The following is a 20015-nucleotide window of genomic DNA, read 5'->3' as shown; positions in this document are numbered from 1 at the left end:
GGTTCCCGTCAACCCGCCTTCAGTAATCTGGCTGCATAGAAGCCGTCAAGGCCGCCCTCCGCCGCGAGATGGCTGGGCAGCGAGCGGAAATCGCCGGCGGGGGAAATGAGTTCGAACAGGCCGCCCACTTCTTCCGTGTGCACGCGGTCGCGCTTCATCCCGGCATGGCGGGCAAGGGCCGCCTCGATCCGCAGCGGGCCTTCCTCGGGCTGCAGCGAACAGGTGCAGTAGATGAGCGTGCCGCCGGGGCGGAGCAGCGAGATCGCCTTGTCGAGCAGGCGGTCCTGGGTGCCGGTGAGCTTCGGCAAATCGCGCGGGTCCTTGAGCCAGGCGACGTCAGGATGGCGGCGGATGGTGCCGGTGGCCGAACAGGGCGCATCCAGCAGTACGGCATCGAAATCGCGCCCGCCATGCCAGAGGGCGGCATCCGCCACCTCGAGCTCGGCATGCAGCTTGAGGCGTTCCAGATTCTCCTTCACCCGGGCAAGACGCGGGCGCGAGCGGTCGAGCGCCGTCACCTGGGCGCCGGCGGCGGCCAGCTGCGCCGTCTTGCCGCCGGGAGCGGCACAGAGGTCGATGACGCGTTGCCCGGCGACATTGCCGAGGAGACGGGCCGGAATCTGCGCCGCCATGTCCTGCACCCACCAGGCGCCCTCGGCATAGCCCGGCAGATCCTCGACCCTTTGATGCAGCCGGTCGCCGCCTTCCGAGGCAACCGGGCGCCTGAGCGTGCCGGCAAGCGGCATCAGCCGCGCATGCAATTGCCCGGCCCAGTATTCCGCCTCGGCCGGGCGGCGGCAGCAGAAATCAAGCGGCGGTTCATATAGATGCGCGGTGGCGATCTGCGTCGCCTTGGCGACGCCATAGGCCTTGACCCAGCTCTGCCACAGCCAGTCGGGCAGCGAGACGGCGCCGGCCGGTGCCGCCGCCAGGAAGGCCTGCGGATCGCGCGCGATGCGCCGGAGCACGGCGTTGATGAGACCCTTGAACGCGGTTTCGCCGCGCGTAGCCGCCAGCGTCACCATGGTGTCGACGGCGGCATGCGGGGCGGTCGCCAGGAACATGATCTGGGCCGCCCCCAGACGCAGGATGTTGCGCACCAGGAGGGCGCGGGCCGGCAGCGGCTTTTCCAGGCATTGACCCAGCGCATGGTCGATCTGGCCCATGTGACGGAGCGTGGTGGTGACAAGGGCGCGCACGAATTGCCGGTCGCGCGGCGCCAGCTTGTCGAGCTCGGCATGTTCGGCGAGCGCCTCGTCCAGCGGCTTGCGCCGCCGGAAGATGGCGTCGAGAAGATCGAGCGAGATCGAACGCGCGGAAACCAGCGGCGATCCGTCGCCCCCCGATGATGGCGCGGCGGATGTCGGACCGGCAGCAGCATCGGCCCGCTCCGGTGCGGACTTTTCCGGTGCGGGGTTTCCTGGATTCGGCGGGTCCTGCGGCGACATGGCCGCCCTGATAGCGGATCGGCCCCCGCTTGTCTAACTCGGACTTGGCGCCTGCTGGCGGCAGGGCTCAGGTGTCGGGGTTCAGCCGGCAGGGTTCTGGCGGCAGGGCTCAGGCGGCGCTGCTGGCGAGGAGGCGCGAGGCCGGCAGCCAGATGGTGACCCGGGTGCCGATGCCGAGGCGGGAATGCAGATCGAGCTTGCCGTCCATCAGCTCGATGAGCGCCCGTGCGATGGGCAGGCCGAGCCCGGCGCCCTCATGGCCGCGGGCAAAGGCGTCCTCGACCTGGCCGAAGGCGGTGAAGACCAGCGGGATGTCGTCGGCGGCGATGCCGATGCCGGTATCGGTGACCGAGAGGGCGATGCCGTCCGATAGCAGGGTCGCCTCCACCGTGATCTCGCCGCCCGGCAGAGTGAACTTGATGGCATTGTTGACCAGGTTGAGCAGCACCTGGGTCAGTGCCCGTTCGTCGGCGCGGATCGGCGGCAGATTGCCGGGCAGCAAATTGCTGACCCGCAAATTCTTGGTCTGCGCCGCATTGTCGATCAGGTTGAGCGTCGTGCGCACGATCTCGCCGAGATCGCAGGTGGTGTCGGTGAGGGTGACGCGGCCGGCCTCGATCTTGGAGAGATCGAGAATGTCGTTGATGATTTTCATCAGCAGCTGGCCGCTCTGGTGGATGTCGGCGGCATAGGCGCGGATCCGCTCCAGGCTGACCGGGCCGATCGCCTGCTGGGCGATGATCTCGGAAAAACCCAGGATCGCGTTCAAGGGCGTGCGCAATTCGTGGCTCATATTGGCAAGGAATTGCGACTTGGCCTGGCTTGCGGCCTCGGCCCGCTCCTTGGCCTCGATCAGCTCCTCCTGCCCCAGCTTGCTGTCGGTGATGTCGATACCGATGCTGCCGATGGTCGCGGTCCTGCCTTCGGCATCGCGGATCGGGAACTTGATCTCGTGGAACCACAACTCGCGTCCGCGCCAGAGATAGCGGCTCTCGCGGATGAGCGGCTTGCCGGTGCCGAGCACGGTCGCATCGGCCGCCTCGACCACCGCCGCCATCTCGGGGGCGGCGATGTCGCGGATATGCTTGCCGATCAGTTCGGATTCATGGACGCCGTAGAAGCGCCCAATCGCCGGATTGACGATCATGTAACGCCCGTCCAGGCATTTCACCGACATGTTGATCGGCGCGTTCTGCAGGAAGCCGCGGAACTGCGCCTCGGCGGTGTTGAGGGCCTCGGTGCGGTGGGCGATCTCGTTCTCGAGTTGACGCGCCACAGTCCTGAGCTCGATCAGATTGGAGCATTGGTTGGCGAGGCGGATGAGGGAGGCGCGCTGGCGCGCATCGAGCCGGCGCGGCGTCACATCCATCACGCTCAGGGTGCCGAAGGCAAGGCCGCAGCCGGATTTTATCTGGGCGGCGGCATAGAAGCGCAGCTGCGGCGTGCCGGCGACCATCGGATGGCCGGCGAAGCGCGGATCGGCCGCCAGATCCTGGACCTCGACAAAGTCGGGATCCGAAATGGCATAGTCGCAGAACGAGCCTTCGCGCGGCATCTCGCTGATCTCGATCCCGACCCGCGACTTGAACCACAGCCGGTCGGCATCGACCAGCGAGATGACCGCGATCGGCATCGCACAGATTTCGCTGGCGAGGATGGTGAGATCGTCGAAGGAAGGTTCGGGCGCGGTGTCGAGGATCTGCCGGCGGTGCAGCGAGTCGAGGCGCTCGCGCTCGATCGCGGCGTCACCCGCGGCGGTCGGCCTGGCCACTTCTCCCCCCTGCTTCCCCTGCGCCGCCAAAGCCTACATCCTGTGCATCGTTGCGAACCAAAATCCTGAACAAATCGATGAAACCAGAATATGAGCGGAAAGGCGGGATTGCGCAATTGTCCGTTGCGGACCTGGCGGCGCGCTATCCCGGGTTCGCCCGGCCCGATATGCTCGTCCCCCAAGCTGTATACGGGCGCGCGGCGGCGCTGGAGGCGGGGCTAGAGGCGGGGGCTAGAGGATGAATTTGGAAAGATCGGTGTTCCTGGCCAGCGGCGCCACCCGTTCGCGCACATAGGCGCCGTCGATGGTGACTTTTTTGCCACCCATTTCCGAGGCGCCGAAGCTCACCTCTTCCAGCAATTTCTCCAGCACCGTCTGCAGGCGCCGCGCGCCGATATTCTCGACCGTGCCGTTGATCTCGGAGGCGAGATCGGCCAGGGCATCGACCGCATCCTCGGTGAAGACCAGGTCGACCGATTCGGTCTGCATCAGGGCGATGTACTGCTTGAGGAGGCTCGCTTCCGGCTCGGTGAGAATGCGCCGGAGATCGGCACGGGTGAGGGCATCAAGCTCGACCCGGATGGGCAGGCGCCCCTGCAGCTCCGGCAGCAGGTCGCTGGGCTTGGCGAGGTGGAAGGCGCCGGAGGCGATGAAAAGGACATGGTCGGTCTTGACCGGCCCGTGCTTGGTGGCGACGGTGGTGCCCTCGATCAGGGGCAGGAGGTCGCGCTGCACGCCCTCGCGGCTGACATCGGCGCCGGCGCGTTCCGAGCGCGCGCAGATCTTGTCGATCTCGTCCAGGAAGACGATGCCGTTCTGCTCGACCGCCTGAATGGCGGCGCGCGTCACCTTCTCCTGGTCGAGCAGCTTGTCGCTCTCCTCGGCCAGCAGCACGTTGTAGGATTCGGCCACATTCATGCGCCGGGTCTTGGTGCGGCCGCCAAAGGCGTTGCCGAGCACCTCGTTCAGGTTGATCATGCCCATCGAGGCACCGGGCATGCCGGGGATCTCGAAGGTCGGCAGCGCGCCGCCGCCATCCTTGACGCTGAGCTCGATCTCGCGCGCGTCGAGGTCGCCCGCGCGCAGCATGCGGCGGAACTTGGCGCGGGTCTCCTGGCCGGCACCTTCGCCCACCAGCGCGTCGATGACGCGTTCCTCGGCCAGCACCTCGGCCTTGGCGCGGACCTGGCGGCGCATCTTCTCCTTGGCCATGCCGATGGCGATCTCGACCAGGTCGCGGATGATCTGCTCGACATCGCGACCGACATAGCCCACCTCGGTGAACTTGGTCGCCTCGACCTTGAGGAAGGGCGCCTGGGCCAGCTTGGCGAGGCGGCGCGCGATCTCGGTCTTGCCGACGCCGGTCGGGCCGATCATCAGGATGTTCTTGGGGTTCACTTCCTCGCGCATGGCGGCGTCGAGTTGCTGGCGGCGCCAGCGGTTCCTGAGCGCGATGGCGACGGCCCGCTTGGCGTCGTTCTGGCCGACGATGAAGCGGTCGAGTTCGGAGACGATTTCGCGCGGCGTCAGGGCCGAGTTCTGTACCGGTTCTTCCTGGTCGGCCATGGTCTGGCGGGCGCTCTCGGTCATGGGGATCACAGCTTTTCGATAAGGACGTTGTGGTTGGTGTAGATGCAGATGTCGCCGGCGATCTTCATGGCACGCCGCGCGATCTCCTCGGCCGGCAAGCCGTCGACATTGATGAGGGCACGCGCGGCAGCCAGCGCATAGGCGCCGCCCGAGCCGATGCCGATGAGGCCGTCCTCCGGCTCCAGCACATCGCCATTGCCGGTCAGGATCAGGCTGACATTGGCATCGGCCACCGCCATCATCGCCTCCAGCCGCCGCAGATACCGATCTGTGCGCCAATCCTTGGCCAGTTCGACGCAGGCGCGGGCGAGCTGCGCCGGATATTGCTCCAGCTTCGCCTCCAGCCGCTCGAACAGGGTGAGGGCGTCGGCGGTGGCACCGGCGAAGCCGGCTATGACCTGGCCTTTGCCGAGGCGCCGCAGCTTTTTGGCATTGGCCTTCATCACGGTGGGGCCCACCGTCACCTGGCCGTCGCCGGCCAGGACGACCTCGGCCTCCTTGCGCACCAGCAGGATGGTGGTGCCATGCCAGGGGGCCATTCCGTGGCGGTTGTCGCGATCCTCGGCCATGAAGGTTCCTTTGTCGGACGGGGCGGCTCTTGGCCCAATTGAGAGCGCCGCCCCCGGGCCTCGCCCGGGACGGACGCCCGAGATGACGCCCGGGTGGCAGGCGGCACCTGAATTCCATGCCACCCGGAGATAGGTTAACGAAAGCGGCGGATCAAGCCGGAATCCGGGGCGGGCGGCCTTGCCGCAGGAGAAGCGGCCCGAAAGACTGGCCATTTCGGGTTTCTGCTGCTAAGAACCCGCCAATTCACGCCTTTTTCACCCTTTCTTGCAGGGATCAGGATGATGCGGACCGGCCGAGTCGAGCGCAGGACCAAGGAAACCGAGATCATGGCGGAAGTGAATCTGGACGGCCAGGGCCGTTCCGACATCGCCACCGGCATCGGCTTCCTCGACCATATGCTGGACCAGCTGGCGCGCCATTCCCTGATCGACATCACCTGCAAGGCCAAGGGCGATCTCCATATCGACTATCACCACACCACCGAGGATACCGGCATCGCCCTGGGCGAGGCCGTTTCCAAGGCGCTGGGCGACCGCAAGGGCATCACCCGCTATGGCGAGGCGACCATCCCGATGGACGAGACGCTGACCCGTGTCGCGCTTGATGCCTCGAACCGGCCCTATCTCATCTGGAAGGTCGGTTTCAGCCGCGACAAGCTGGGCGAGATGGATACCGAGCTCTTCAAGGAATGGTTCCAGGCCTTCGCGCAGAATGCCGGCCTCACCCTCCATGTCGAGAATCTCTACGGCGAGAACAACCATCATATCGTCGAGAGCAGCTTCAAGGCGCTGGCGCGCGCACTCCGCCAGGCGGTCGAGATCGACCCCCGGAAATCGGATGCCATTCCCTCGACCAAGGGGACGCTGGGCGGCTCGCTGGAAAAAGAACCGGCGGCCAGGAAGTCATGAGCGTCGCGATCATCGATTACGGGGCGGGCAATCTCAAATCCGCCGCGAAGGCGCTTGCTTTCGCTGGCCGCGCCAGCAACACGGACGTGGTCGTCACTGCCGATCCCGATCAGGTGGCGAAGGCCGATCGCATCGTGCTGCCCGGTGTCGGCGCCTTTGCCGAATGCAAGCGCGGCCTCGAATCGAAGCCCGGAATCGTCGCGGCGCTGTGCGAGGCGGTGCTGCAGCGGGGCAGGCCCTTCCTCGGCATCTGCGTCGGCATGCAGTTGATGGCCAGTGTCGGCGTCGAATATGGCGAGCATCCGGGCCTCGGCTGGATCAAGGGCCGCGTCGTCCGGCTGACGCCGAAGGATCCCGCGCTCAAGATTCCGCAGATGGGCTGGAACGATCTCGTGCTGCGCCGGCCGCAGCACCCGCTCTTTGCCGGCCTTGCCAGCGGCGTGCACGGCTATTTCGTGCACTCCTACCACTACCTGGTGGAGGATCCGGCGCATCTGCTGGCCGAGGTCGAGTATGGCGGCAGGGTCGCGGCGGCGATCGGCCGCGACAACCTGGCCGGCGTCCAGTTCCACCCCGAGAAGAGCCAGCAGGTGGGCCTGCGGCTGCTGGCCAATTTCCTCGCCTGGAAACCATGAGCGGCGCGATGAACGCAGAGGCAGGGGCCGATATCGCCATCGAGATCGTCAGCGAGTTGAAGCGCGGCGAGCTCGAGGAATTGTGCGAGGCGACCGAGGCGGCGATCGCCGCCGGCGGCGGGTTCGGCTGGCTGAAGCCGCCGCACCGGAACATCCTCGAGGTGTTCTGGAAAGGGGTCACGCTGGTGCCCGACCGCGCCCTTTTCGTAGCCAAGCTGGACGGCATCATCGCCGGTTCGGCGCAACTGGTTCGGCCGACGCGCAACAACGAGGCGCAGGCGCATTCGGCGCAGCTGACCACCAGCTTCGTCGCCCCCTGGGCGCGCGGCCACGGCCTCGCACGGCAATTGACGCTGGCGGTCGAAAGGGAAGCCCGCACCCGCGGCGCGCGCGTGCTCAATCTCGATGTGCGCGAGACGCAGGGTGCGGCGATCCAGCTCTATCGCAGCCTCGGCTTTCATGAGATCGGCCGGCATCCGCGCTATGCCATGGTCGACGGCCAGTTCGTGGCCGGCCTCTATTTCTGGAAATCGCTGGTGGAGGGCGAGTCGTGATCCTGTTCCCGGCGATCGATCTCAAGGGCGGGCAATGCGTGCGCCTGGTCAAGGGCGACATGGCGCAGGCGACGGTGTTCAATACCGACCCGGCCGACCAGGCGCGTCAGTTCGCGGCGGCCGGTGCGGAATGGCTGCACCTGGTTGATCTCGACGGCGCCTTCGCCGGCAAGGCGGTCAATGCGACGGCGGTCGAGGCCATCCTCGCGGCGACGGCGCTGCCCGTGCAGCTGGGCGGCGGCATCCGCGACATGGCCGCCATCGAGGCCTGGCTGGACAAGGGCGTGGTTCGCGTCATCTTGGGCACGGTGGCACTCAAGAATCCGGAGCTTGTGCGCCAGGCCGCGCGCGCCTTTCCCGGCAGGATCGCCGTTGGCATCGACGCCAAGGGCGGCAAGGTGGCGGTCGAAGGCTGGGCGGAAACCTCGGAACTGACTGCCCTCGACCTCGCGCGCCGCTTCGAGGATGCGGGCGTCGCCGCCATCATCTATACCGATATCGACCGCGACGGCCTGCTGCAGGGCGTCAATGTCGCGGCGACGGCGGAACTGGCCGCGTCACTGGCCATCCCGGTGATCGCCTCGGGCGGCGTCTCGGCACTCGACGATCTTGCCGCACTCCTCGCCGTGCTGCCGCAAGCGCGCGCCGGCGGCGGCGGCATCGTCGGCGTCATCTCCGGCCGCGCCATCTATGACGGCCGCCTCGACCTTCGCGCCGCGCTGCAATTGCTGAGGGAGCAGGCGGAATGCTGAAGATGCGCGTCATACCCTGCCTCGACGTGAAGGACGGACGGGTGGTGAAAGGGGTCAATTTCGTCGACCTGGTCGATGCCGGCGATCCGGTGGAACAGGCCAAGATCTATGATGCGGCCGGTGCCGACGAGCTGACCTTCCTCGACATCACGGCGAGCCACGAGAACCGCGACACGCTTTACGACGTGGTGGCGAAGACGGCCGAGGCCTGCTTCATGCCGCTGACCGTCGGTGGCGGTGTGCGCAAGGTCGAGGACATCCGGAAACTGCTGCTGGCCGGGGCCGACAAGGTCTCGATCAACACGGCCGCCGTGAAGGACCCGGACTTCGTGAAGGAGGCGGCGACGCGCTTCGGCGACCAATGCATCGTCGTCTCGATCGATGCCAAGGAAACCGCCCCCGGCAGGTTCGAGATCTTCACCCATGGCGGGCGCGAGCCCACCGGTATCGACGCGGTCGCCTTTGCGCGGCGCATGGCCGAGAACGGCGCCGGCGAATTGCTGGTCACCTCGATGGACCGCGACGGCACCCGGGCCGGCTACAACATTCCGCTGACGCGCGCCATCGCCGATGCGGTGACCGTGCCGGTCATCGCCTCGGGCGGCGTCGGCACGCTCGATCATCTGGTCGAGGGCATCCGCGACGGCCATGCCACCGCTGTGCTGGCCGCATCGATTTTCCATTTTGGCCTGTTTACCATTGCGCAAGCCAAGGCGCATATGCTGGCTGCCGGACTTCCCATGCGGGTTGAGCCGCACAAGCAAGCGATGTGAGTTATGGCCGACGATCGCAAACTCGACGGGACAACACTGGATAGCCTCTACGGCGTGATCGAGAGCCGCCGGGGCAGCGACCCCACGACCTCGCACACGTCCAAGCTGTTCCACCGGGGCACGGCCAAGATCGCGCAGAAGCTGGGCGAGGAAGCGGTCGAGGCGGTGATCGAGGCGATGCGCGGCGACAATGCGGCTTTGGTCGCGGAATCCTCCGACCTGCTCTATCACCTGCTGGTGCTCTGGGCCGATCGCGGCGTGAGGCCGGAAGAGGTCTGGGCCGCCCTCAAGGCTCGCGAAGGCATTTCCGGTATCGCCGAGAAGGCGGCGCGCAAGGGGCGCTGACAGAAGCCGTCATTCCCCGCGCAGGGCTGGCGCGACGACTCAGCCGTGACAATTCACCGGGGACAAATCACTGGGGACAATTCGCCTGGAAAGCGGCGCGTTTACGTGCTGGGCTGCGTGTTCGCGGCGACGATCGGGGCCGGCAGGGTGCGGAGGCAGGCTTCGACCGGCTTGTGTTCGGCCTTCACGCTGCGCGCCTCGGCATAGGTGACGCGGTAGATGCCGGCCTCCTGGTAGAGGAAGAGGTCAAGCACGCAATCGCCGCCGACATATTGATAGATCTGCGCCGGCTCTTCCTCGCGGATGCGCGCCGGGGCGCCCAGGGCAGCGCGGATGTCTTCCGATCCCAGGCCCATCAGCTGGTCGGCATCGCTCCAGGCCACGGTGGCGGGCGCCGCTTCCGGCGCCGGTTCCGCAGCCGGATCGGGCGCAGTACCTGGTTTCGCGCCGGGTGTCGTGCCGGGCTGGGCCTTCTGCGCGGTCTTGGCCGGGTTCGCGGCATCCTTGCCGAGCTGGTGGCCGGGCTGCACGCAAGCGGCCAGCAGCAGGACCGTCGCCAGGACGGCCAGCAGCGGGATAATGCGATGGATCACAGGGTGGGGCGCGGCGACGGCCCGGGCGGACTGCCGGCGTGGGTGGCGGTTAAAACTTGCACCGGAACGATACACGTTCCCTACTCCCCCAAACGCACCCCAGAAACGGGACCGGACCTGCTCCGGCAATCCCGTCTTAAAGACTCAACCCTAAGAAATTGTTAAGAATTTGACCCGCTGTCGCCGTTTCCGCCCGCATTGCTGCCGGAAGCGGCCTGGGATTCGGCCAGGCCCTCGATGGTGCCCGAAATGATGCCGCCGCGCTCGACCTCGAGCTGGCCATAGCGGATCTTGCCCATGACCTTGCCGCTGGCGCGGATGGTCAGGCGCTGGCGCACCACCAGATCGCCGTCGAACCGGCCGGAAATGTCGGCGGATTCGATCTCGGCCGAGCCGCGGAACTCGCCCGAGCCGGCGATCTCCATGGCGCGGCAATCGGAGAGGACCGCCTCGACCTTGCCCTCGACCACCAGGCTGTCGCAGGTGCGGATCTCGCCATTGAGGAAGATGTCGCGGCCGACGATCAGCTTTTTCTGCTCGGCCTCGCCGGCCCGGGGGGCGGCGGGGGAAGAGGCGGACGGGCGCGCATAGGCGCTCATATCCGGGCTGCGGCGCGGAATCTCGGGGTTCATGGCCGGGCGCGACGGCGCTGCCGGGGCTTCCGGCTTGGCGTAGCTCTTGGCCTCGCCTTCGCTCTTGGTCTCGGCGCCCGGGGCGGGTTGCTCGTCTTTCTTTCTGCCAAACATGAGGTGCTGGTCCCTAGCCTGAATCTTGCGGTCCGGACCTTGCGATCCCGGAACCTGTGTGTCTGTTGCGACGCGGGCCCGCAAGGGATCCGTTGCCGCGCGTATCATCCCCCGTGACCGGTCCCCTGCCCCTCCGGCGCCACCCTTGGCCCCCCCGCCAGCGGCAGGACCTCGACTCGGGGCGGCGGACGGAGAAGGATTCACCCCCGGCGCGTTTCCAGATTTACCACAGATTCAAAGATATGCACCATAAAAGCGATGCCAAGAACAGGTGCGATCAGGTTTAACACAGGGACGGTCGAGAGAAAGGCGATGATGATCCCGGCGAGGATGAAGCGGCCCTGATGGCGGCGGAAGATGTCGCGTGCCGCCGGCCGGGACAGGCGGCGGAAACCCGGCATTTCGAAATATTCGCGCCCCAGCAGATAGCCGTTGAGGACATAGGCCACCGTCGCGTAGACCGGCGGCACGAAGAGCAGCGGCAGGATGACGATATTGCCGATAAGGGCCACCAGCGCCATCTTGACACCGTCCAGAATGGCGCCGACGACCGGCACGCTGTGCGGCATCGGCCTTTCCGGATAATGCCGCGCCATGACGGCATCAATGACCTGATCGGAGAAGAGGGCGGCGGCTGCCACCGCCACCATCGGGAAGGTGAACCAGGCCACCACGAAGGCGGCGAAGCCGCCCAGCACCTGGGCCGCCGAGCCCCACCAGCCGTCAAGCCCGGAAAAGGCGCCGATCAGGTACCAGGTCAGCGCAATGAGGCCGGCGAAGACGGCGATGGCCAAGCCGACGCTGAAACCGATGACCTTCTGGATGCGGGGGTCGCCAAGCTGGCCGAAGGCCAGGGAAAGGGCTTTCAACACCTTGTTTTTCCAATTCTGCCTGATTGTTGCCAAGATGTAGGGGATGATCGGGCCATGTGCAACGACGACCCTTCCCCCCCGCCACCCGGTCCCACCCCGCGCAGGCATCGCCTGCTGCGGCGCCGCTTGGGTCAACTCGGCCTCGTCCTCGGCCTGATGGCGGCAGCCCTGCCGCTGCGCGCCGAAGGACCGCATGAGGCGGCCGCCCTGATGGGCTCCTGGTGCGACGACACCGGCTATCAGCTCAACCTGACGCAAAGCGCCATCTGGTTCCGCGACCTGCAGGCCGTGGAGGACCCGCCGGCCGGCGCCGATCTGGCCTTTGCCGCCAATATCGCCGTCTATACCCAGGATTTCCGGCAGAGCGCCTATCCCGAGATCGGCCTCATCGCCTGTTCCCTTACCCTCACCGGCCCCGACCGCGCCCGCGAGCATTGCGAGGGACCCGGAATCGGCTTCCGCCCCACCATCGACCTCACCCGCTGCCCGGAAACGCCGATCAGCTGAAACGCCGATCAGCGGAGCAGGCCTTGCGCCGCTTCGTCCGACGTCATGACCGGCAACCTTGCCCCGGGCCCGCCGATCCCTATACTCCCGCGCCATTGACGGCCCGGCGCCGGGCCGGGGAGCAACATGCGGGGATGAAGTGACCGACAAGCCTTTCGACGTCTGCGGGATCGGCAATGCCATTGTCGACGTGCTGGCCCATTGCGATCTCGATTTCATCGACCGCATGCAGCTCAACAAGGGCACCATGACCCTGATCGACGCCGCCCGCGCCGAGGAGCTCTATGAGGCGATGGGCAGCGCGGTCGAGGCCTCCGGCGGCTCCTGCGGCAACACCATTGCCGGCCTTGCGTCGCTCGGCGGGCGCGGCGCCTATATCGGCAAGGTCGGCAACGACCAACTGGGCGGCATCTTCCGCCACGACATGAAGGCGCTGGGCGTGCATTTCGAGACCGCCACCGCGACCAGTGCCACGCCGACCGCGCGCAGCATGATCTTCGTGACGCCGGATGCCGAGCGCACCATGAACACCTATCTCGGCGCCTGCGTCGAGCTGACGCCGGAGGATGTCGACCCCGCGGTCATTTCCCGCGCCCGGGTGACCTATCTGGAAGGCTATCTGTGGGACCCGCCGCTGGCCAAGCAGGCCTTCCTGAAGGCCGCCAACATCGCCCATGGCGCCGGGCGCGAGATCGCCCTTACCCTCTCCGACCCCTTCTGCGTCGAGCGCTACCGGGCCGAGTTCCAGGACCTGGTCAAGAACCATGTCGATATCCTGTTCGCCAACGAGCATGAGATCACCGCGCTGTGGCAGGTCAGCGATTTCGACGAGGCGGTCCGCATCACGCAACGGCATTGCGGCCTTGCCGCCATCACCCGGAGCGCCAGGGGCTCGCTCATCGCCACCGACAAGAAAGTGATCCAGATCCCGGTCTGGCCGGTCGACAAGGTGGTGGATGTGACCGGGGCGGGCGATCTTTATGCCGCCGGCTTCCTCTATGGCTATACCCAGGGTCGCGAGCATGCCGATAGCGGCCGCATCGCGGCACTGGCGGCCGGCGAGATCATCAGCCATTTTGGGGCAAGGCCGCAGACCCCCCTGGCCGAGCTTCTGTTGCAGCAGGTCGGCTAATCCTGTACAAGCCGCGGCGAGAAAAGCGCCCTTCACCCCCCTCCCCGACCCTCCCCCGCTAAGGGTGGAGGGAGTCGATCCGAGCGGCGGCAACAGCCTCGTTCCAGTCCTCGCCCCCTTTCGAGTGGGTGAGTTAGAGAGGGGGGTCGGTGACGATTGTAATAATCGTCATGGGATGATGGGTGCCAACGCAATTTTCGAAAAGCGACGTCATGAAACTGCGCAATATCGCCATCATCGCCCATGTCGACCACGGCAAGACTACCCTGGTCGACCAGCTGCTGAAACAATCCGGCGCCTTCCGCGCCCACCAGCAGGTGGCCGAGCGGGTGATGGATTCCAACGACCTGGAAAAGGAACGTGGGATCACGATCCTGGCCAAATGCACCTCGATCCAGTGGCAGGATACAAGGATCAACATCGTCGACACCCCGGGCCACGCCGATTTTGGCGGCGAGGTCGAGCGCATCCTCTCGATGGTGGACGGCGTCGTGCTGCTGGTGGATGCCGCCGAGGGTGCGCTGCCGCAGACCAAATTCGTCACCACCAAGGCGCTGCGCCTGGGCTTGCGCCCGATCGTCGTCATCAACAAATGCGACCGGCCGGATGCCGACCCGCATGCGGTGCATGACCAGGTCTTCGACCTGTTCGCGGCCCTCGACGCCTCGCCGGAACAGCTCGACTTCCCGACCCTCTTCGCCTCCTCGAAACAGGGCTGGGCGACCGAGGATCTGGAGAAGGGCGAGCGCAAGGACCTCTCGCCGCTTTATGACCTCATCGTGCGCCATGTGCCGGCGCCGAAGGTCGAGGACGACAAGCCGTTCTCGATGCTGGTCACCACGCTTGAATACGACAACTATCTGGGCCGCGTGCTGACCGGGCGCATCCAGACCGGCACCGCCACCGTCAACATGCCGCTGCGCGCCATGCGCCCCGACGGCACCCAGGTGGAGGTCGGGCGCCTGACCAAGCTGCTGGCCTTCCGCGGCATCGAGCGCACCCCGGTCGAGAAGGCCGAGGCCGGCGACATCATCGCCATTGCCGGCCTGACCGACGCCACCGTCGCCGACACCATCGCCACACCAGAGGTCGAGGTGCCGCTGAAGGCGCAGCCGATCGATCCGCCGACGCTTGCCATGTCCTTCTCGGTCAATGACAGCCCGCTCGCCGGCCGCGATGGCGACAAGGTGACGAGCCGCATGATCCGCGACCGGCTGATGCGCGAGGCCGAGGGCAATGTCGCCATCCGCATAACCGAGACCGCCGACAAGGACGCCTTCCAGGTGGCGGGGCGCGGCGAGTTGCAGCTCGGCGTCCTCATCGAGACCATGCGCCGCGAGGGTTTCGAACTGTCCATCAGCCGGCCGCGCGTCATCTTCCAGACCGATCCCAAGACCGGCCAGCGCCTGGAGCCGATCGAGGAAGTGGTGATCGATGTCGACGAGGAATTTTCCGGCGTCGTCATCGACAAGCTGGGCCAGCGCCGCGGCGAGCTCGTCGAGATGCGCCCTTCCGGCGGCGCCAAGACGCGCCTTGTCCTGCTGGTGCCGTCGCGCGGCCTCATCGGCTATCACGGCGAGTTCCTAACCGATACGCGCGGCACCGGCGTGATGAGCCGCCTGTTCCATGCCTATCAGCCCTATAAGGGCCCGATCGAGGGGCGCCGCAACGGCGTCCTCATCTCGAACGCCAATGGCAACAGCGTCGCCTATGCCCTCTGGAATCTCGAGGAGCGCGGCAAGCTGATGATCGATGCCGGCGTCCCCGTCTATGAGGGCATGATCATCGGCGAGAACAGCCGCTCGAACGACCTCGAGGTCAATCCACTGAAGTCGAAGCAGCTCACCAACATCCGCACCACCTCGAAGGACGAGGCCATCCGCCTCACCCCGCCGATGAAGCTGAGCCTCGAGCAGGCGCTCGCCTATATCGAGGATGACGAGCTGGTCGAGGTGACGCCGAAGGCAGTACGCATCCGCAAGGCGATCCTGGATCCCAACGACCGCAAGAAGGCCGAAAAAGCCGCCGAAGCCGCCGCCGCCGCCCAGGCGTCGTAAGGGGACGTCGTAGGGGCGGCCTCGTAAAGGCCAGCCATATTTGCCTGTCATCCCCCGCGCAGGCGGGGGATCCACGAGTTGCCTTCTTCAGTGACCAACAAACTCGTGGATGGCCCGCCTAAAGCGGGCCATGACAATTGGGAAATGCCGTCAGCGAAACAGGTCGTGGTAGAGGTCCCGCCATTCCGGGTTTTCGCGTGTTATCAGTCGGACCTTCCAGGCACGCGGCCATTTCTTCAATCGCTTCTCGCGATGGATTGCCGCGTTGATGTCTTCGTGTGGTTCAAAATAGACCAGCTGCTTCAGGTCATACCGCTTCGTGAAACCGACAATCTCGCCAGCACGATGCTGGCTCACGCGCCTGGCGAGATCGGTCGTAACGCCGACATAGAGCGTGCCGTTTGGCCCGTCGGTCATGATGTAAACAGCGGCGAACACGGTGCGCCATTCCCCATTACTGTCATGGCCCGCTTTAGGCGGGCCATCCACGAGTTTGTTCGTGAGTGATTGAAGGAACGCGTGGGTGCTCCGGCCCAACCACCCATCGCCGCTATTCCACTACCCCCTTTTCCCGAATATCGCGGTGCCGATGCGGACATGGGTGGCGCCGCACTGGATGGCGGTTTCGAAATCACTGCTCATGCCCATGCTGAGCTGGGCGAAGCCGTGGCGCGCGGCGAGTTTCCTGAGCAGCGCGAAATGCGGCGCCGGGTGCTGATCGACCGGCGGGATGCACATCAGGCCGGTGACGGGGAGTTTGAGCTGGTCGCGGCAGAGCATGACGAAACCGTCGACATCGCCCGGATGAATGCCGGCCTTCTGCGGCTCCTCGCCGGTGTTGACCTGGATGAAGAGGCGCGGGCGGCGGTTCTGTTTCGCCATCTCGGCGGCCAGCGCCTCGGCCAGCTTCGGCCGGTCGAGGGACTGGATCACGTCGGCAAGCGCCACCGCCTCCTTCACCTTGTTGGTCTGCAGCGGGCCGATGAGGTGCAACTCGAGAGCGGGATGCGCCGATTTGAGGGCGGGAAACTTGGCCTGCGCCTCCTGCACGCGGTTCTCGCCGAAAACCATCTGCCCGGCGGCGATGGCGGCAGCCACGGCCTCGGCCGGATGGGTCTTGGAGACGGCGATCAGGGTGATTGCGGCGGGATCGCGGTCGGCCGCGCGCGCGGCAGACGCGATGGCGGCGCCGACGGCGCGCAGATTCTCAGCGATATGGCCAGTCATGATGGCGCCGAATATAGGGGGGGCGATCGGCGCGGGGAAGTGCCGTGGTCAACGGCTGGTCGGCGCTGCAACCCCGACCGCGAAAGCAGAAAGGGCGCAGGTTTCCCTGCGCCCTTTCCATTCCATACCTGGTATCGCCAGCTTGCGCTGGACGAAATCAGAAGGAGATCGACGAACCGACGCCGAACTCGATCGAGTCGTAGTCGCCTTCGCCGACGGCGTCTTCGCCCCAGGTGTAGAAGATGCCGGCATCGAGATCGATGCCAGGACCCATGGCGTAGTTGCCGGTGACGCCGACGCGGTCGGCCGAAGCGTCACGAGCGCCAGCAACTTCGAGCTCGGCATGCGCCCAGCCAAGACCGACGGTCCAGGCTTCGACGTTGTAGGTCATGCCGGTGCCGATCGACCAGATATCCTGGCCGGCGCCGTTGCCGTCGTCGAGATAGGTACCGGCGACACCGAAGGCGAAGCCACCGAAGCTCAGGTTGATACCGGCGTTGTAACCGGCCTGCTCATCCTGACCAGCAACCTTCTGCTGCACGTCGCCTTCCCAATAGGCGGCGGCGCCGAGGTCGAGACCCCAGCCGTCACCCTCGTGGGTGTAGTGCAGGCCGAGACCGATGTTGTTGTCGGAATCGCCCTGCGCGCTGGCAGCGCGCCACTGGCCGTCAGCGTTGTCGCCGTTGTTGTAGTCCTTCTCGTTGTCGTTCGGGGTGAACGACACACCGAAGCTGAAACCGCTCCAGTTCGGCGAGTAGTAGACCAGCTTCTGCGACTTGTCCTGGTTGGCAAGCATGCCTTCCGGATCGAACACGCCCGGGCTCAGCGCCGAGCCGGTGGTGTTCGGCGAGTACGGGCCGAAGTTCGCGGTCGAGCCCGGCGGCAGCATGTACATGTTGCCGGCGGCACCGGCCTGCGAGCCGATGCGGATGTCACCGAAGCCGCCCTTGAAGTAGGCATAGGCCTGGTCCATCTGGTCGTTGTTTTCGTCGCCGCCTTCGAGGTCGAAGCGGACGCCGACGGTCACGCCATTGTCCAGCGTGACGCTGCCGATGAAGTAGATTTCGGCATCGGTGCCAACGCCGAAGGCGTTGATGTTGTCACCGGCTTCGCCAGCGCTGTCGTCGTCAAACGCGACGCCCATCTGGTTGGTCATGTAACCACCCAGGCTGAGCTTGACACCGTCGGACGCCTGAGCGGTACCGGCCAGGAGGCCGACGCCGAGCAGAGCCGAGGTCCCCAGGAGAACTTTTTTCATCTCGAGATTCCCTAAGTTTGCGATTGCCACCGGCACCATCCTTCTCCGTCGGTCTGCGCCGTATCGGTTTGAAGGCGGGGCCGGATGCCCCTCGTCCGCGGTCCACCTTGCCAAGTCGGTTGGGTTAAGTCCTTAACGCAAACGACTCAAACTGCATGGGCAGTCCGGAACCAGCGATACATTCCTGGAATGGGTGGGGGGGTGTCAAACCATTTGAGCCGAACACTGTGGCATTTTCCCGCCCCTGTGGCGCAAAAGCCACAAGGACGGAACGGGCGGAAATGCGTTTCGCCGCCCATACTTGCGACGTTTGCCCAAGGTTCCTGGCAGGGCCGTTGCCGGACGGAAACAGGCCGGGAAGCCACAAGCCTCGACAACTGCCCTGTCTTCCAGCCAGAGGTGACGGAGTTTGGGAATTCCTACCTGAAAAAACCTCAGTGTCGGACGATATCCTCGGCTTTTTCGCCGGCCGGTTCGGCCCTGGCGCTGTCCCTCGCCCCCGGCAGCGGCCAATAGCCGAACCGCGCCATCTGCTCCTGATGCTGGGCCACGATCCGCTCGATCTGGGCGGGGGTCAGGGTTTCCAGCCATTGCCCGGCCTTGCCGACGCGGAAGAAGCGGGAGCCTTTCTGCGATTTTTCCTGGAAGCCCTTGGCCTCCTCCTGCTGGCGCAGGTTCTTGAAGGAAGAGAGCTCGATCGCCTTCTCCAGCTTGTCCCGGGGCGGGTTCAGCCCCATGAAGCGGGCGATGCCGCCGAAGGCTTCGCGGGGTTTGGCCAGCATGTCCTCGTAGCGCACGACATGGAGCCCGGGATGCGCCTGGTGGGTCCAGCTTTTGACATGGACCGACCAGGAGGAATGGATCTCGAACACGATGTTGCCGTCGGCGAGGCCGCCATTATTGGTGTCGCCCATGACCTCGATCGCCTTGTCGATGTCGACGCCGTAATGGTCGGCCAGCGAGATGACGAGGTCCAGCGGGTTGCGCACCACATAGATGGCGCCGGCGGTCAGGTCCATATTGATGGTCGGGTGGCCGTGCAGCTCGAGGAGGGCATTATGGGTCTTGGCGATCACCGTGCCGGGCTTCGAGGCCATCATGGCCAGCTGCGCACCGCGGCGCATGGCGGCGACGTCCTGGCGGCTCCAGGCCAGGGGCGGGCGCGGGTCGAGATGGCGGAACCACTGCACCAGGGAATCCCCGGTGGTCAGCCGGTTCATGTCGTTGATGTCGACCGGCGCCGCGCCGGCCTTCGGGTCGGCCTGGCGCAGCAGGTTGTGGATGAACGCCCGGAGCCAGGTGTTGCCCGATTTGGGATAGCTGGCCAGCCACAGAATCTTGCCCATTGGTCCTCTTGCCGCGCCGCCGGCTGCGAGCTGCCGGCAGCGATCTGCCGATAGCGATTTGGTTGACGGCGGGGCCGGATTTCGCTTACCAGTCATGGGCCGCCGCCTGAGATCCGGCGCAGCGCGGATAAGCCATTGAGAACCGGCCCATCCCGCGCCGTGACCGGCTCGTTCAAGAAGGTGGCTTTAGGGGCAAGAGCGTCAGGCCGTCAATATGAAACTCCCACATCATCGCACTGGCCGGCCCCCGTCCGGCGGTATTCTCGGGAAACGCTGGTCCTGCGCCCTCGCCGGCCTTGCCGCACTGGCTGTCCTTGGCGCCTGCAATGCCGATCTGGGCGGCGAGGAGCAATACCCGACCCGCCGGCAGAAGGGCGATTCCGGTCCGCAATACGAGGAAGGCGCCACGGTCTTCGGTCCCGGCGGCCTGTTCGGCGGCCCCGCGGCCCCCGATGACGGGTCCGGCGGCGGCGGGGTCGGCGTCAATTCGCTGCTGTGGCGCGCCAGCCTCGACACAGTGTCCTTCATGCCGCTGGTCTCGGCCGACCCCTTCGGCGGTGTCATCATCACCGATTGGTACACCCCGCCGGCGACGCCGGGCGAGCGCTTCAAGGTCAATATCTATATCCTGGGCCGCGCCTTGCGCGCCGACGGCATCCGCGCCTCGGTCTTCCGCCAGCAGGACATGGGCGGCCAGTGGATCGATGCGCCGGTGGCGCTCAACACGGCGACCGACCTCGAGAACGCCATCCTGACCCGCGCCCGGCAGCTGCGCCAGTCCGGGCAGCAGGAGTAGGGGCAGCCGCCTTTTTAGTTCCGTTGTCATGGCCCGCTTCAGGCGGGCCATCCACGAGTTGGCAGGCAACAGATCAAACTCGTGGATGCCCCGGCCAAGCCGGGGCATGACATGTTTAATGTCCCGAACAGAAAA

At 66.0% G+C, this 20015-nt stretch carries 21 protein-coding genes; 10 read left to right on the top strand and 11 right to left on the bottom strand.

The genetic code is table 11. The features are described 5' to 3' along the window. Positions 1–8 precede the first annotated feature (8 nt). From A8950_RS08955 to hslV, 4 genes are all read right to left on the bottom strand, one after another. A complete protein-coding gene (locus A8950_RS08955) occupies positions 9–1448 on the bottom strand; it encodes an RsmB/NOP family class I SAM-dependent RNA methyltransferase (RefSeq protein WP_133613317.1) in 1440 nt (479 codons plus the stop codon). Positions 1449–1557: 109 nt separating this feature from the next. Further along, complete coding sequence (locus A8950_RS08950; protein WP_133613316.1) at positions 1558–3219, bottom strand: sensor histidine kinase; 1662 nt, start codon at positions 3217–3219, stop codon at positions 1558–1560. 231 nt (positions 3220–3450) lie between these two features. Beyond that, entirely contained in the window at positions 3451–4809 is a 1359-nt protein-coding gene (gene hslU, locus A8950_RS08945) for an ATP-dependent protease ATPase subunit HslU (RefSeq protein WP_279513034.1), read from the bottom strand. 5 nt (positions 4810–4814) lie between these two features. After that, a complete protein-coding gene (gene hslV, locus A8950_RS08940) occupies positions 4815–5378 on the bottom strand; it encodes an ATP-dependent protease subunit HslV (RefSeq protein ID WP_279513033.1) in 564 nt (187 codons plus the stop codon). Between the two features lie 282 nt (positions 5379–5660). Between hslV and hisB the strand changes: the two genes are divergently transcribed. The 6 genes from hisB to A8950_RS08910 are packed head-to-tail and all read left to right on the top strand — an operon-like array spanning position 5661 to position 9346. Beyond that, the gene (gene hisB, locus A8950_RS08935; protein ID WP_133613827.1) at positions 5661–6287 is read left to right on the top strand and encodes an imidazoleglycerol-phosphate dehydratase HisB; all 627 of its coding nucleotides are present in this window, start codon (positions 5661–5663) and stop codon (positions 6285–6287) included. Beyond that, positions 6284–6922: an imidazole glycerol phosphate synthase subunit HisH gene (hisH, locus tag A8950_RS08930; RefSeq protein ID WP_133613315.1), complete on the top strand. Its 639-nt coding sequence runs from the start codon at positions 6284–6286 to the stop codon at positions 6920–6922. The genes hisB and hisH overlap by 4 nt, the downstream gene beginning before the upstream one ends. Further along, positions 6919–7476, top strand: a complete 558-nt coding sequence (locus A8950_RS08925) for a GNAT family N-acetyltransferase (RefSeq protein ID WP_133613314.1) — start codon at positions 6919–6921, stop codon at positions 7474–7476. Before hisH ends, A8950_RS08925 begins: the two co-directional genes overlap by 4 nt. After that, positions 7473–8228 carry a 1-(5-phosphoribosyl)-5-[(5-phosphoribosylamino)methylideneamino]imidazole-4-carboxamide isomerase gene (gene hisA / locus A8950_RS08920; RefSeq protein ID WP_133613313.1) on the top strand — a complete coding sequence of 252 codons (756 nt, stop codon included), beginning with the start codon at positions 7473–7475 and terminating at the stop codon, positions 8226–8228. The genes A8950_RS08925 and hisA overlap by 4 nt, the downstream gene beginning before the upstream one ends. Then, positions 8222–9001: an imidazole glycerol phosphate synthase subunit HisF gene (hisF, locus tag A8950_RS08915; RefSeq protein ID WP_133613312.1), complete on the top strand. Its 780-nt coding sequence runs from the start codon at positions 8222–8224 to the stop codon at positions 8999–9001. Before hisA ends, hisF begins: the two co-directional genes overlap by 7 nt. 3 nt (positions 9002–9004) lie before the next feature. Then, a complete protein-coding gene (locus A8950_RS08910) occupies positions 9005–9346 on the top strand; it encodes a phosphoribosyl-ATP diphosphatase (RefSeq protein ID WP_133613311.1) in 342 nt (113 codons plus the stop codon). A 101-nt stretch (positions 9347–9447) separates the two neighbouring features. On the opposite strand, the gene A8950_RS08905 is transcribed toward A8950_RS08910, so the two are convergent. The 3 genes from A8950_RS08905 to A8950_RS19440 all read right to left on the bottom strand — a co-directional run bounded on the left by A8950_RS08905 (position 9448) and on the right by A8950_RS19440 (position 11557). Next, on the bottom strand, positions 9448–9939 hold the full coding sequence (locus tag A8950_RS08905) for a hypothetical protein (RefSeq protein ID WP_133613310.1): 492 nt from the start codon (positions 9937–9939) through the stop codon (positions 9448–9450). Positions 9940–10100: 161 nt separating this feature from the next. Next, the gene (locus tag A8950_RS08900) at positions 10101–10685 is read right to left on the bottom strand and encodes a bactofilin family protein (RefSeq protein WP_208109809.1); all 585 of its coding nucleotides are present in this window, start codon (positions 10683–10685) and stop codon (positions 10101–10103) included. Between the two features lie 200 nt (positions 10686–10885). After that, complete coding sequence (locus tag A8950_RS19440; protein WP_166645086.1) at positions 10886–11557, bottom strand: EI24 domain-containing protein; 672 nt, start codon at positions 11555–11557, stop codon at positions 10886–10888. 54 nt (positions 11558–11611) lie between these two features. Between A8950_RS19440 and A8950_RS19435 the strand changes: the two genes are divergently transcribed. The 3 genes from A8950_RS19435 (at position 11612) to typA (ending at position 15253) form a co-directional block, all read left to right on the top strand. Next, on the top strand, positions 11612–12064 hold the full coding sequence (locus tag A8950_RS19435) for a hypothetical protein (RefSeq protein ID WP_166645085.1): 453 nt from the start codon (positions 11612–11614) through the stop codon (positions 12062–12064). A gap of 139 nt (positions 12065–12203) precedes the next feature. Continuing rightward, complete coding sequence (locus A8950_RS08890) at positions 12204–13196, top strand: adenosine kinase (RefSeq protein ID WP_243735587.1); 993 nt, start codon at positions 12204–12206, stop codon at positions 13194–13196. 212 nt (positions 13197–13408) lie between these two features. Further along, positions 13409–15253, top strand: coding sequence for a translational GTPase TypA (gene typA / locus A8950_RS08885; RefSeq protein WP_133613308.1), 1845 nt, complete (start codon positions 13409–13411; stop codon positions 15251–15253). 150 nt (positions 15254–15403) lie between these two features. On the opposite strand, the gene A8950_RS08880 is transcribed toward typA, so the two are convergent. From A8950_RS08880 to A8950_RS08865, 4 genes are all read right to left on the bottom strand, one after another. Further along, positions 15404–15691, bottom strand: a complete 288-nt coding sequence (locus A8950_RS08880; protein ID WP_243735586.1) for a GIY-YIG nuclease family protein — start codon at positions 15689–15691, stop codon at positions 15404–15406. A 120-nt stretch (positions 15692–15811) separates the two neighbouring features. Then, positions 15812–16480, bottom strand: coding sequence for a YggS family pyridoxal phosphate-dependent enzyme (locus tag A8950_RS08875; RefSeq protein WP_133613307.1), 669 nt, complete (start codon positions 16478–16480; stop codon positions 15812–15814). A gap of 157 nt (positions 16481–16637) precedes the next feature. Beyond that, entirely contained in the window at positions 16638–17738 is a 1101-nt protein-coding gene (locus tag A8950_RS08870) for a porin (RefSeq protein WP_166645084.1), read from the bottom strand. A 434-nt stretch (positions 17739–18172) separates the two neighbouring features. Continuing rightward, on the bottom strand, positions 18173–19084 hold the full coding sequence (locus A8950_RS08865; protein ID WP_133613305.1) for a sulfotransferase domain-containing protein: 912 nt from the start codon (positions 19082–19084) through the stop codon (positions 18173–18175). Between the two features lie 214 nt (positions 19085–19298). Here A8950_RS08865 and A8950_RS08860 point away from each other — a divergent pair, with 214 nt between their 5' ends. Next, positions 19299–19880, top strand: a complete 582-nt coding sequence (locus A8950_RS08860) for a DUF3576 domain-containing protein (protein ID WP_133613304.1) — start codon at positions 19299–19301, stop codon at positions 19878–19880. Positions 19881–20015 lie beyond the last annotated feature (135 nt).

It is taken from the genome of Dongia mobilis (genome assembly GCF_004363235.1).
Taxonomy (GTDB): Bacteria; Pseudomonadota; Alphaproteobacteria; order Dongiales; family Dongiaceae; genus Dongia; species Dongia mobilis.
Note: the sequence above shows the minus strand (reverse complement) of the source record. Positions and strands in the feature narration are given on the sequence as shown.

Excerpts from the sequence above, each read along its gene's own strand:
- A8950_RS08955 (WP_133613317.1), bottom strand. The coding sequence starts at position 1,448 with ATGTCGCCGCAGGACCCGCCGAATCCAGGAAACCCCGCACCGGAAAAG.
- hslU (WP_279513034.1), bottom strand. The coding sequence starts at position 4,809 with ATGACCGAGAGCGCCCGCCAGACCATGGCCGACCAGGAAGAACCGGTA.
- hslV (WP_279513033.1), bottom strand. The coding sequence starts at position 5,378 with ATGGCCGAGGATCGCGACAACCGCCACGGAATGGCCCCCTGGCATGGC.
- hisB (WP_133613827.1), top strand. The coding sequence starts at position 5,661 with ATGCGGACCGGCCGAGTCGAGCGCAGGACCAAGGAAACCGAGATCATG.
- hisH (WP_133613315.1), top strand. The coding sequence starts at position 6,284 with ATGAGCGTCGCGATCATCGATTACGGGGCGGGCAATCTCAAATCCGCC.
- A8950_RS08925 (WP_133613314.1), top strand. The coding sequence starts at position 6,919 with ATGAGCGGCGCGATGAACGCAGAGGCAGGGGCCGATATCGCCATCGAG.
- hisF (WP_133613312.1), top strand. The coding sequence starts at position 8,222 with ATGCTGAAGATGCGCGTCATACCCTGCCTCGACGTGAAGGACGGACGG.
- A8950_RS08910 (WP_133613311.1), top strand. The coding sequence starts at position 9,005 with ATGGCCGACGATCGCAAACTCGACGGGACAACACTGGATAGCCTCTAC.
- A8950_RS08900 (WP_208109809.1), bottom strand. The coding sequence starts at position 10,685 with ATGTTTGGCAGAAAGAAAGACGAGCAACCCGCCCCGGGCGCCGAGACC.
- A8950_RS19435 (WP_166645085.1), top strand. The coding sequence starts at position 11,612 with ATGTGCAACGACGACCCTTCCCCCCCGCCACCCGGTCCCACCCCGCGC.
- typA (WP_133613308.1), top strand. The coding sequence starts at position 13,409 with ATGAAACTGCGCAATATCGCCATCATCGCCCATGTCGACCACGGCAAG.
- A8950_RS08875 (WP_133613307.1), bottom strand. The coding sequence starts at position 16,480 with ATGACTGGCCATATCGCTGAGAATCTGCGCGCCGTCGGCGCCGCCATC.
- A8950_RS08870 (WP_166645084.1), bottom strand. The coding sequence starts at position 17,738 with ATGAAAAAAGTTCTCCTGGGGACCTCGGCTCTGCTCGGCGTCGGCCTC.
- A8950_RS08865 (WP_133613305.1), bottom strand. The coding sequence starts at position 19,084 with ATGGGCAAGATTCTGTGGCTGGCCAGCTATCCCAAATCGGGCAACACC.
- A8950_RS08860 (WP_133613304.1), top strand. The coding sequence starts at position 19,299 with ATGAAACTCCCACATCATCGCACTGGCCGGCCCCCGTCCGGCGGTATT.